12 protein-coding genes are annotated in these 11,945 nt (G+C 69.3%); 11 read left to right on the top strand and 1 reads right to left on the bottom strand.

Annotated features, from left to right (window positions below; translation table 11 throughout):
* Positions 1 to 25 precede the first annotated feature (25 nt).
* The 4 genes from N8K70_RS13605 to N8K70_RS13590 all read left to right on the top strand — a co-directional run bounded on the left by N8K70_RS13605 (position 26) and on the right by N8K70_RS13590 (position 2,637).
* Positions 26 to 202, top strand: a complete 177-nt coding sequence (locus N8K70_RS13605; protein ID WP_317138886.1) for a hypothetical protein — start codon at positions 26 to 28, stop codon at positions 200 to 202.
* 100 nt (positions 203 to 302) lie between these two features.
* Positions 303 to 1,445 carry an ABC transporter gene (locus tag N8K70_RS13600; RefSeq protein ID WP_317138885.1) on the top strand — a complete coding sequence of 381 codons (1,143 nt, stop codon included), beginning with the start codon at positions 303 to 305 and terminating at the stop codon, positions 1,443 to 1,445.
* Entirely contained in the window at positions 1,442 to 1,924 is a 483-nt protein-coding gene (locus N8K70_RS13595) for a hypothetical protein (protein WP_317138884.1), read from the top strand. Before N8K70_RS13600 ends, N8K70_RS13595 begins: the two co-directional genes overlap by 4 nt.
* A gap of 47 nt (positions 1,925 to 1,971) precedes the next feature.
* On the top strand, positions 1,972 to 2,637 hold the full coding sequence (locus N8K70_RS13590; protein ID WP_317138883.1) for a spermidine/putrescine ABC transporter substrate-binding protein: 666 nt from the start codon (positions 1,972 to 1,974) through the stop codon (positions 2,635 to 2,637).
* Positions 2,638 to 2,721: 84 nt separating this feature from the next.
* Here the strand turns inward: N8K70_RS13590 and N8K70_RS13585 are convergent, their stop codons facing one another.
* A complete protein-coding gene (locus N8K70_RS13585) occupies positions 2,722 to 3,060 on the bottom strand; it encodes an META domain-containing protein (RefSeq protein ID WP_317138882.1) in 339 nt (112 codons plus the stop codon).
* Between the two features lie 212 nt (positions 3,061 to 3,272).
* On the opposite strand from N8K70_RS13585, the gene N8K70_RS13580 reads away from it, so the two are divergent.
* From N8K70_RS13580 to N8K70_RS13550, 7 genes are all read left to right on the top strand, one after another.
* Positions 3,273 to 5,390 carry a S1 family peptidase gene (locus tag N8K70_RS13580; protein ID WP_317138881.1) on the top strand — a complete coding sequence of 706 codons (2,118 nt, stop codon included), beginning with the start codon at positions 3,273 to 3,275 and terminating at the stop codon, positions 5,388 to 5,390.
* A gap of 285 nt (positions 5,391 to 5,675) precedes the next feature.
* Positions 5,676 to 6,044, top strand: a complete 369-nt coding sequence (rpsL, locus tag N8K70_RS13575) for a 30S ribosomal protein S12 (protein ID WP_013584051.1) — start codon at positions 5,676 to 5,678, stop codon at positions 6,042 to 6,044.
* A gap of 6 nt (positions 6,045 to 6,050) precedes the next feature.
* Positions 6,051 to 6,521 carry a 30S ribosomal protein S7 gene (gene rpsG, locus N8K70_RS13570; RefSeq protein WP_317138880.1) on the top strand — a complete coding sequence of 157 codons (471 nt, stop codon included), beginning with the start codon at positions 6,051 to 6,053 and terminating at the stop codon, positions 6,519 to 6,521.
* 91 nt (positions 6,522 to 6,612) lie between these two features.
* Positions 6,613 to 8,727 (top strand): elongation factor G, encoded by a 2,115-nt coding sequence (gene fusA / locus N8K70_RS13565; RefSeq protein WP_317138879.1) that lies wholly within the window; start codon positions 6,613 to 6,615, stop codon positions 8,725 to 8,727.
* A 159-nt stretch (positions 8,728 to 8,886) separates the two neighbouring features.
* Positions 8,887 to 10,080, top strand: coding sequence for an elongation factor Tu (gene tuf / locus N8K70_RS13560; protein WP_317138878.1), 1,194 nt, complete (start codon positions 8,887 to 8,889; stop codon positions 10,078 to 10,080).
* A 169-nt stretch (positions 10,081 to 10,249) separates the two neighbouring features.
* Entirely contained in the window at positions 10,250 to 11,083 is an 834-nt protein-coding gene (locus tag N8K70_RS13555; RefSeq protein WP_317138877.1) for an aldo/keto reductase, read from the top strand.
* A gap of 158 nt (positions 11,084 to 11,241) precedes the next feature.
* On the top strand, positions 11,242 to 11,895 hold the full coding sequence (locus N8K70_RS13550; protein WP_317138876.1) for a VanZ family protein: 654 nt from the start codon (positions 11,242 to 11,244) through the stop codon (positions 11,893 to 11,895).
* The last annotated feature ends 50 nt before the right edge of the window (positions 11,896 to 11,945 follow it).

Genomic DNA, 11,945 nt, shown 5'->3' with positions numbered 1-11,945 from the left:
GTCTTCCGCGTCCTACCCTGGGGACATGGCGATCGGGGGACGCGAACCGGTGGTGGCCTGGGCCGTGGGCCTGGTGAGCCTTGCGGTCGTGGCGGGGATCGTCTGGGCTGCGCTGCCGTTCTTCCCCGTCGTGGGCGAGTGGCTCGTCGGCGTGGTCCAGTACTTCTTCGACTGGCTGCGTTCGATCACCCCCGCTCGGTAGCGGATCCGCGACATTCCGCGGCGAGGCTCACGCGACACGCCGGAGGCCACGGGTAATCTCGGTCTCTAGGGGAGAGTCCCCGTCGTGAGGAGTGCTTCTGATGAGCGACGCCCAGGGGTCGAACAGGGAACCCGTCACCGGCGGTCCGAACGAGGAGCCGGTTGTCGACGACGCGCCCGAGACCGTCGGAGGCGCCGATTCGCCCGAACGGGCCGAGACCGCGCCAGCGGGGGACGAGCCGGACTCGCGCTCCGCGCTGCCGGATGCGGTCGGCGAGGACGACGCGACGACCCGGTCCGCCACGCCCCCTGCGCAGGAGGTGTCCCCGGCGGCGGCCGCGCCCGCCGGCGACACCCGCGCTGCTCGCGCAGATCGCGCCGGCCTCCAGGAGGATGCGGCCGCCGGGCGTGCCGCTCGCGAGGACACGACTCCCGACGGCGACCGCGAGCCGGACTACGCCGCCCTCGCCGCGGAGCTCGAGGAGTTCGAGCGCCGCAACGCGAGTGCGAACGACTCGTCGACGGCCTCCGCCGCAGACGGCGAGCGCGTCAAGGGCGACCCGTGGTTCGAGCCGGCTCAGACGCAGACGTTCTCCGCCGCCGAGCCCGAGCCCGCTCCCGCGGTGACGGCGAGCGAGCCCGTCCCCGACACGTCCGCCCCGGCGGCACCCGTCGCACCGACGCCCATCTTCGTGCAGGCGCCCGAGCCGCCGAAGGTGCGCGGCAACCGCGGCGCCGCGGGCCTCATCGGACTGGTCGCCGCCGTGGTCTTCGCCGTCCTCTTCTTCGCGGCGATGCTCGTCGAGCGCGCCGTCCGCGGAGACCTGGCGGCCGCCGACATCGGCTCGGTCGCGATCGGGATCGCCACCTCTTTCGCGCTGTGGGTCCCCGTCGTCGTGTTCTGGCTGGGGTTCTGGCTCCTCGGCGCCGTCGTGAACCGCGCGCGCTGGGGGTCGTGGGTCGTCTTCGGCCTCCTCGTCGGCGTCGTCTCGTATGCCGGCCACATCCTGGGGCAGCTCTTCCAGGCGCCCTTCTGGATGATCACCGCGACCGAGAGCACCCAGCTCACGCTCGACACGCTGCTCTCTCCGCTCGCGATCATCGCCTTCGTCCTCGGTCGCGAGATCACGATCTGGTTCGGCGCGTGGGCCGCCCGGCGCGGAGCCAAGGTGACCGCGCAGAACGCCGAGGCTCAGGCCGAGTACGAGCGCACCCTCGAGGCGGGACCGACGTTGTCGGCATGACCGGTCGGGCTCGCGAAGGCGAGGGGCTTCCCCCGGGGGCGCTCCTCGCCTTCGCCGTCTGCGGGTACGGCGCGCTGGTCGTGTGCGTCCTCGGGTTCGGGAGCCTCCTGACGGAGACGGATGTCATCGCCACGCCCGGGATCGACATCGTCCCTGGCGTGCTCGCCGTGGTCGTGTCCGTCGCGGGGTTCGGCCTCGCGCTGCAGCCCGTCCTGCGCAGGGCACGTCCGCGCTTCACGGCGGTGATCGGCGTGATGGCGGGCGTCGCGGCGTCCTATTGTGCGTCGCTGTGGCTGCTCGCGCTCCTGTTCGGCGCCGGCGCGGCGGCCTCGACCGCGGCGGTGGGGCAGGTGCTCATCGGGTGGCAGGTGCCGCTCCTCGCGGCGGCCGCCGGCGTCGCGGCCTGGGTCGCGGTCGCGGTGCGGCGGACGCGGGCCCGTCCGCCGAGGTGGCCGTGGGAGCGCCACGAGGGGGAGTAGGCCGTTTCCACCCGCTCGGACGGCGGGGGAAGCCCTACGCTCTCTGTATGGCGCGCTCACTGGAATCGCAGGTGGCGCAGGCTGTGGAGGCCTGGCTCCGGTGGCTGCCGCGCTGGCAGCCCGCGACGCACCGCGGCCGCTCGGCTCCCTGCCGGCGCTGCTTCGGGTCGCCCGTCCTCTCGGCCGCGGGAGTCGGCTCCGACGTGCCGCATGGCGTGCAGCACGGGCTCTCCACCCGCATCAAGACGATCGTCGACCATGCCGTGAGCGATTACACGGCGCGCAACCTGCCGATGCTGCAGGCCGAGCTCGACCAGCAGTCGGAGCGCAACCGCGCCCGCTCCTACCGACCGGGCGAAGACCTGGCGCCGGAGTACGAAGGGCTGCCGCTCGATCCCGATCCCCTGCCGGGCGCGCCCTTCCTCTTCACGATCGAGGGGATGGCCACGGAGGCCGATGCGGAGGTGCCGAGCCTCCCTCCGCTGTCGGCGGAGGCGAAGGCGGCGCTGCGGCAGGAGGTCGGCCTCGCCGACGAGTACGCCAATCTCGTCGGAAGGGAGATCTGCTCGCTGCTGCTCGGGCATCGTCTGCGCATCCAGGCCGCGATCGTGGAGTACGTCGAGCCGCAGGTCGAGGCGATGCTCGCGGAGCTCACGGAGTCGCTGGACACCCCGTTCGGCCCCGACGGGTTCTTCGCGGATCCCGGAAGATAGCCTCGGAAGACGTCATCCCCGTCCGGCATCGGACGGGGATGACGATTTCTTTCATGGGCAGAACTACCCATGCGGATGGTGTGGTCAGTCGTCTCGGGCGAGGGACCCGAGCAGCTCTCCGGAGCTGTCGTAGATCTCGAGCGAGGCATCGCCGACCTCGATGGTCGAGAGCTCCGACAGCCACGTGTCGACCCCCTCGCAGCCGCGCAGGGTGCTGGCCGAGAACGTCACCGTGACGGTGTCGCCATCCTGCTCGTACTGCCCGGAAAGCCCGTTGCAGCCGTCGTTTCCGTCGAAGGTGCCGTCGTCGTCGAAGCTGAGGTACGGCTCGTTCGCCTCACTGCTCTGCCACGTCCCCACGACCGAGCTCGCATCGTCCTCCGAACCCGCTCCCGACGCGCATCCCGCGAGTGCCAGACCCACGAATGCCAGCGCCGTCGCCGACCGTAACCGTGTCGTGCCCATGGTGATCCCCGTCCATGTCGTTGAATGTGGACTTGCTTTTCATAGTAGGTGTGCGTCTAATCTGGGTTTGCTGTGTCTCTCCCGAGAGTCACGGCCTCCGGGGCGGATCGACACTGAGCTTCCATCCCCGGTGTCCGAAGAAGTGTTTCCATACAAGATCGGGGACTGGCTTGAAGTCTTCAACAAAGCGCGGCGTGCGTCTCGGCGCACTGGGCGTCGCATCGGCGCTGGCGTTCGGTGGCGTCGTCGCCACCTCCGCGTCGGCCGAGGAGGGCGCTGTCGCGCCGACCGAGGGCGCCGCATTCGATCAGCTGGCTCTGCAGTTCTTCCAGGACGAATCCGTCACGGGCGTCCTGAAGAACGGCGACGGCGGCGTCATCGTTCAGCAGCTCGCTGACGCCGACTCCACCTCGGCGCTCGTCGAGGCGACGGCATCCGCCGCCGCGCTCGCGGACGGCTACACGAACGTGCATATCGTCACGGTGTCGGAGGACGAGCTCGCGAAGCCGACGGCGACCACGGACGTCGTGGGCGGCGCGGGCATCGCGCTTCTCGACGCGGCCGGCGCCGGCGGCTTCTGCTCGGTGGGCTTCCCCGCATGGACGCCCGACGGAGAGCCCGCCATCCTCACCGCTGGCCACTGCACCGGCGACGGCCAGTACGGCAGCGTCTACCTCACCGATCCCCAGGGCGACCCCGCGGGCGGCGGGGCCGACGACAACTCGACGGTCGAGCTCACCTACGAGCTCGGCACGGTCGGCTTCAACCAGTTCGGCGGCGCCGGCAACACGGCGGGCACGCCCGAGGACGCCATCGACATCGCGGCGGTCGACGTCACCAACGACGAGCTGACGCTGGTTCCGGCCCTGAGCGACTGGACCAACCTCGACGACCTGTCCGCTTCGCTGGCCTCGGACATCACGGCCGTCGGAACCGCCGAGATCGGCGAGACCATCCAGCGCTCGGGCCGCACGACCGGCTACTCGTCGGGCGTCGTGGACACCGACCAGGTGAACCCGTACGTCGAGTACGAGGGGTACATCGAGGTCGACGGCCGCCTCGTCAAGGGCTTCGCGGCCGCGACCCAGGTCATCCCCGGCGACTCCGGCGGAACGATCCTCCAGGGCAGCACCGCCGTGGGCGTCGTGAGCGCGACGTTCCAGCTCGACGGCGTCGAGCACCTGTGGGGCGCCGACCTCCAGACCGGCCTGGCTGCAACCAACGGGTACACGGTCGCGCTGGCGCTCGAGGACCCGGCGATCACCTCGCTCGAGTCGGGCGCCAACATCGCCTGGAACGCGGAGATCTCCGGAACGGGCCCCGCGGGCGCGACGCTCGAGTACGCGTTCCTCCCGCAGGGCGCCGACGCCTCCTTCGAGGACGCCGCGGAGACGGCCATCGCCGACGACGGCACGTGGACCCTCACGGGTCCCGCGACGCCGGGCGACTACACCGTCTACGTCCGTGCGGCGAGCGGCTTCGACACCTCGGCGACGGCCTCGGTCGACGTGCAGGTCTTCCCGACCGCTCCCGCCATCACCACGCCGACGAACGGCCAGGCGTTCGACGAGCCCGTCACGTCGATCGCGGGCGAGGCCGCCGCGAACGCGGAGGTCACCCTGTCGGGCGACGTCAACGCGAAGGTCACCGCCGACGCCGACGGCAACTGGTCGTACGACGCGGACATCCACGAGGCCGGCTCGTACACCGTCAGCGCACAGCAGACGATCAACGGGAAGACCTCGGACGAGACCACGGTCGAGTTCTCGGTCGGCCAGGCGGTCACGCCCGACCCGACGATCATCAACCCGGTCGACGGCGGCTCGTACGTCGAAGGCTCGGTGCCCGCGAAATTCGTCGGCGAGGGACTCAACGGCGCCACCGTCGAGCTCCGCGTCGACGACCAGCTCGTCGGCAGCGCCACGGTCGAGGCCAACGTCTGGGAGATCGCGGTCGACCAGCTCGGCGTCGGCGAGCACACCGTCGCCGCCCGTCAGATCGTCGACGGCGTCGCGAGCAACGACGTGGTGGTCAGCATCACGGTGACCGCCGTGGCCGAGGAGCCGCAGCAGCCCGAGGAGCCGAACGAGGCCCCCGAGCAGACTCCTGCCCCGCAGGAGCCGCAGCAGCCCGGCGACCCGCAGGACCCCCAGGGTGAGGACCCCCTCGCCCCGACGGGTGCGGAGTTCAACGGCACCGCGCCTCTGGCGATCGGCTTCGGTCTCGTCGTCGTCGCCGGCGGGGTTCTGCTCCTGGCCCGCGTGCGTCAGCTGAAGTCGCAGCGCTGAACAGGCGCTAGCGCCTGACGCGAAGCGAGAAGGGACGTCCCGCAAGGGGCGTCCCTTCTCCTGTGTCCGGCGTGTTCGCGCCGGCGTTTGACCGGTTGTGTTACGCCGCGTATCATTGAAGGGTGTGCGCACACGCGTCCTCGCGTGTGCGCATCGTCGGGAAGGGCCTGCGAACAGGCCACCCCCACGGCATACCCGCCGGCAGTCCCGCGTCGTCCGTGCGCTGGGGCGGGTTTACGTGAAACATCACGTGCTGTCACCGTGCAGCAACGAACAAGGAGAATCGTGCCAACTATTCAGCAGTTGGTTCGCAAGGGCCGTTCGCCGAAGGTCTCGAAGACCAAGGCTCCGGCGCTGAAGTCGAACCCGCAGCAGGCAGGCGTCTGCACCCGCGTCTACACGACCACGCCCAAGAAGCCGAACTCGGCGATGCGCAAGGTCGCCCGTGTCAAGCTCCGCAACGGCACCGAGGTCACGGCGTACATCCCCGGCGAGGGCCACAACCTCCAGGAGCACTCGCTCGTGCTCGTGCGCGGCGGTCGTGTGAAGGACCTCCCCGGTGTCCGCTACAAGATCGTCCGCGGTGCGCTCGACACGCAGGCCGTCAAGAACCGTAAGCAGGCTCGCAGCCGCTACGGCGCGAAGAAGGGTTGAGTCAGAATGCCTCGTAAGGGTCCGGCCCCCAAGCGCCCCGTCGTCAACGACCCGGTCTACGGCGCCCCCATCGTCACGCAGCTCGTGAACAAGATCCTCGTCGACGGCAAGAAGTCGATCGCCGAGAACATCGTGTACACCGCGCTCGAGGGCGTCGCCGCCAAGAACGGACAGGACGCGGTCGCCACGCTGAAGAAGGCGCTCGACAACGTGCGCCCCACGCTCGAGGTCCGCAGCCGCCGCGTCGGCGGCTCGACGTATCAGGTGCCGGTCGAGGTCAAGCCTCACCGCGCCAACACCCTCGCCCTCCGCTGGCTCGTGAGCTACGCGAAGGGTCGTCGTGAGAAGACCATGACCGAGCGCCTCCAGAACGAGATCCTGGACGCCTCGAACGGCCTGGGCGCCGCGGTCAAGCGCCGCGAGGACACGCACAAGATGGCCGAGTCGAACCGCGCCTTCGCGCACTACCGCTGGTAGGAAGCGCACCGGGTCGGCCCCGGATCGCTCTCCGGAGCATCCGGGGCCGTCTCCCTGCTTCATCCCTCTCCACACGTAAGGAAGAACGCAAGTGGCACAAGACGTGCTCACCGACCTCAAGAAGGTCCGCAACATCGGCATCATGGCGCACATCGATGCCGGTAAGACGACGACGACCGAGCGCATCCTGTTCTACACGGGCGTCAACCACAAGATCGGCGAGACCCACGACGGCGGCGCGACCACCGACTGGATGGAGCAGGAGCAGGAGCGTGGCATCACCATCACCTCCGCTGCCGTCACGTGCTTCTGGGACAACAACCAGATCAACATCATCGACACCCCCGGCCACGTGGACTTCACGGTCGAGGTGGAGCGCTCGCTCCGCGTCCTCGACGGTGCGGTCGCCGTCTTCGACGGCAAGGAGGGCGTGGAGCCCCAGTCCGAGACCGTGTGGCGTCAGGCGGACAAGTACGACGTCCCGCGCATCTGTTTCGTCAACAAGATGGACAAGCTCGGCGCCGACTTCTACTTCACGGTCGACACCATCGTCAACCGCCTCAAGGCGAAGCCGCTCGTGCTCCAGCTGCCCATCGGCGCGGAGAGCGACTTCGTGGGCGTCGTCGACCTCGTCAACATGCGCGCGCTCACGTGGCCCGGCGATGCCAAGGGCGACGTGACCATGGGCGCCAAGTACGAGACCGGCGAGATCCCCGCGGACCTCGCCGACAAGGCGGCGGAGTACCGGGAGAAGCTCCTCGAGACCGTCGCCGAGACCGACGACGCGCTGCTCGAGAAGTACTTCGGCGGTGAGGAGCTCACGGTCGAGGAGATCAAGGGCGCCATCCGCAAGCTGACGATCGCCAGCGAGGTCTACCCGGTCCTCTGCGGCTCGGCCTTCAAGAACCGCGGCGTGCAGCCCATGCTCGACGCGGTCGTCGACTACCTCCCCTCGCCCATCGACGTGCCCGCCATCGAGGCGCACGACCCGAAGGACGAGGAGCGCATCATCGAGCGTCACGCCGATCGCGACGAGCCCTTCACGGCTCTCGCGTTCAAGGTCGTCACGCACCCCTTCTTCGGGCGTCTGACCTACATCCGCGTGTACTCGGGTCACCTCGACTCCGGCGCGCAGGTCATCAACTCGACCAAGGGCAAGAAGGAGCGCATCGGGAAGATCTTCCAGATGCACGCCAACAAGGAGAACCCGGTCGAGTCGGTCACCGCCGGCCACATCTACGCGGTCATCGGCCTCAAGGACACGACGACGGGCGACACGCTCAGCGACCCGGGCAACCAGGTCGTGCTCGAGTCGATGACGTTCCCCGAGCCGGTCATCGAGGTCGCGATCGAGCCCAAGACGAAGGCCGACCAGGAGAAGCTGGGTCTCGCGATCCAGAAGCTCGCGGAGGAGGACCCGACGTTCCGCGTCGAGAACAACGCCGAGACCGGCCAGACCGTCGTCAAGGGCATGGGCGAGCTGCACCTCGACATCCTCGTGGACCGCATGAAGCGCGAGTTCAAGGTCGAGGCGAACGTCGGCAAGCCGCAGGTGGCCTACCGCGAGACGCTCCGCAAGGTCGTCGAGCGGCACGACTACACGCACAAGAAGCAGACCGGCGGCTCGGGCCAGTTCGCGAAGATCCAGTTCAAGCTGGAGCCTCTCGAGGTCACGGCCGACAAGACGTACGAGTTCGTGAACGCGGTCACGGGTGGCCGCATCCCGCGCGAGTACATCCCCTCGGTCGACGCCGGCTTCCAGGACGCGATGAACGTCGGCATCCTCGCCGGCTACCCGATGGTGGGCGTCAAGGCGACGCTGACCGACGGCGCGGCGCACGACGTCGACTCCTCGGAGATGGCGTTCAAGATCGCCGGGTCCATGGGGTTCAAGGAGGCCGCTCGCAAGGCCGGCCCCGTGCTGCTCGAGCCGCTCATGGCCGTCGAGGTGCGCACTCCCGAGGAGTACATGGGCGACGTCATCGGCGACCTGAACTCGCGTCGCGGGCAGATGCAGTCGATGGAGGACGCCCAGGGCGTGAAGGTCGTCAAGGCCCTCGTCCCGCTCTCGGGCATGTTCGGCTACATCGGCGACCTGCGTTCGAAGACGTCGGGCCGTGCGGTCTACTCCATGGAGTTCGACAGCTACGCCGAGGTCCCGAAGGCCGTCGCCGACGAGATCATCCAGAAGGGCAAGGGCGACTAGTCGCCCGGCCCCGCTGGCCCGCCGGGGCCGTCCGTCCGGACGGCCCCGGCACCCGAAAACTTCATAACGAGTCTCTACTAGACTGAGAAACATCCCCGTAGAGATCCGGTCGCAATCCAGCGCCCGTGATGCCTACACGACCGTCCTGAGGAGGACCCAGTGGCTAAGGCCAAGTTCGAGCGGACCAAGCCGCACGTGAACATCGGAACGATCGGTCACGTCGACCACGGAAAGACGACGCTGACCGCAGCGATCTCGAAGGTGCTCGCCGACAAGTACCCGTCGGACACCAACGTCCAGCGCGACTTCTCGTCGATCGACTCGGCTCCTGAGGAGCGTCAGCGCGGCATCACGATCAACATCTCGCACGTCGAGTACGAGACGCCCAAGCGCCACTACGCTCACGTGGACGCCCCGGGTCACGCCGACTACATCAAGAACATGATCACCGGTGCCGCCCAGATGGACGGCGCGATCCTCGTGGTCGCCGCGACCGACGGTCCCATGGCGCAGACCCGCGAGCACGTCCTGCTCGCGAAGCAGGTCGGCGTCCCCTACCTGCTCGTCGCGCTGAACAAGGCCGACGCGGTGGACGACGAGGAGATCCTGGAGCTCGTCGAGCTCGAGGTCCGCGAGCTCCTCTCGTCGCAGAACTTCGACGGCGACAACGCCCCCGTCGTCCGCGTCTCGGCGCTGAAGGCGCTCGAGGGCGACGAGAAGTGGGTCCAGTCGGTCCTCGACCTCGTCGAGGCCGTCGACGAGTCCATCCCCGACCCGGTGCGCGACAAGGACAAGCCGTTCCTCATGCCCATCGAGGACGTCTTCACGATCACCGGTCGTGGCACCGTCGTCACGGGCCGCGCCGAGCGCGGCACGCTCGGGATCAACTCCGAGGTCGAGATCGTCGGCATCCGCCCGACGCAGAAGACCACGGTCACGGGCATCGAGATGTTCCACAAGCAGCTCGACGAGGCATGGGCCGGCGAGAACTGCGGCCTTCTGCTCCGTGGCCTCAAGCGCGAGGACGTCGAGCGCGGCCAGGTCGTCGTGAAGCCGGGTTCGGTCACGCCGCACACCGACTTCGAGGGCACGGCGTACATCCTGTCGAAGGACGAGGGCGGTCGCCACAACCCCTTCTACACGAACTACCGTCCGCAGTTCTACTTCCGCACCACGGACGTCACCGGCGTCATCACGCTGCCCGAGGGCACCGAGATGGTCATGCCGGGCGACACCACGGACCTGACGGTCGCGCTGATCCAGCCGATCGCCCTGGAAGAGGGACTCGGCTTCGCGATCCGCGAGGGCGGCCGCACGGTCGGCGCCGGAACGGTCACGAAGATCGTCAAGTAGGTTCCCTCGGAACCCGCTGCGAGCGGGGCCGCCCTTCGGGGCGGCCCCGCTTTCGTCGTCCCGGCGCGGATGGTCCGGTGCACCGCGGCGTCAACCCGTTGGCCATCCGGCCCGATCGGGCGTAGGAAGGATGGAAGACCACGTCTCCACGAAAGGACGGCCGATCCGCATGACCCTCACGACGACCTCCCACGGCGGCCTCGAGCTGCCCGTGCTCGGCTTCGGAACATACAAGCTCAAGGGCTCGGAGGGCGTCGACACGATCGCCCGCGCCGTCTCCCGGGGCTACACGCTGCTCGACTCCGCGTTCAACTACGAGAACGAGGGCTCCGTGGGCGAGGGCGTGCGGCGGTCGGGTGTCGACCGCGAGTCCGTCGTCGTCACCTCGAAGCTGCCCGGCAGGCACCACGCCTACGACCAGGCGCTCCGGACGATCGAGGAGAGCGTCTTCCGCACGGGCCTGGGGTATCTCGACCTGTACCTCATCCATTGGCCCAACCCGAAGACCGGCAGATTCGTCGAGGCGTGGCGGGCGCTCATCGAGGCGCGCGAGCGCGGCCTCGTGCGGGCGATCGGGGTCTCCAACTTCCTGCCCGAGCACCTGGCGCGGCTCCAGGAGGAGACCGGGGTCCTGCCGGAGGTGAACCAGATCGAGCTCCACCCGTACTTCCCCCAGGAGGAGCAGCTGCGGTTCGATGCCGACCACGGCATCCTGACCGAGGCGTGGAGCCCGCTCGGACGCGGCAACGACCTGCTCGAGGACCCCGTGGTGGCCGGCATCGCCGCGGCGCACGACGTGACACCGGGCCAGACCGTGCTCGCGTGGGCGATCGCGCGCGGGGCCATCCCGCTCCCGAAGGCCGCGAGCGATGCGCGCCAGGACGAGAACCTCGGCGCCCTCGACGTCACGCTGACGGATGACGAGGTCGCGTCGATCACGGCGCTCGGACGCCCGGACGGTCGCCTCGCCGACCAGGACCCCGCGGAGTACGAGGAGTTCTGAGCGGGCCCGCCCGTCGGCGCGGACGTGCGGTCACGGGAGCCGACGACCGCACGTCCGCACCGACGAGGGGGATGGCCCGACGGCCGCGTCCCCGCGCATTGCCAGGGTGAGCCGTCTATCGTCGAGGGATCGCACACCCGACCAGGAGGAGGCCCCGCATGACCGATGTCCTCGGCCGCAAGCCGCCACGCAGTCGCGCACGGCTGTGGGTCGCGACGATCCTGCTCCTCGTCTACGCCGGATTCGTCTCGCTGGTCACGCTCTGGCCCGACCCGAGCGACCTGGAGTTCGGCAGCATCTCGGATCGTGTGCTGAACGTGCTCTACCGCTTCGGCGTGCCCGAGTGGTTCGGGTTCGACGAGCTGGAGTTCACGGCGAACATCGGGATGTTCGTGCCGCTCGGATTCTTCCTGGGGCTCGCGCTGCCCCGCCGGGCGTGGTGGCTGGCGCTCTTCCTCCTGCCGGGGTACTCGGGATTCATCGAGTTCACGCAGGCCACGGCGCTCGAGTCTCGTGTGTCGAGCCTCCTCGACGTCTTCGCGAACACGTCGGGCGGGTACATCGGCCTGTTGCTGGCCATGACGATGCGCGCGATGATCTACGCGCGGGACCGTCGGGTGATCGCGCGCGCCATCTGGGAGCGCGACGCCGAGATCGTCCGCGCGCGTCAGCACCCTCTGCCGCAGCAGTCCGTGCCGCAGCAGCCCGTCACGCGGCGCGAGCCCGACCCTGCGACGCGCCTCTTCGAGCAGCCGTCGCAGCAGCGGTGGCAGGACCCGCGCGACGCGCCGACGGAGCGCCTCCCCTTCTGAGCGAGGCGCGGGCCCGGCCGCGACGGCGGACGTCGCGGCCGGGCCCGCGT

The organism is Microbacterium sp. AB (genome assembly GCF_032878875.1).
GTDB lineage: Bacteria > Actinomycetota > Actinomycetes > Actinomycetales > Microbacteriaceae > Microbacterium > Microbacterium betulae.
Note: the sequence above shows the minus strand (reverse complement) of the source record. Positions and strands in the feature narration are given on the sequence as shown.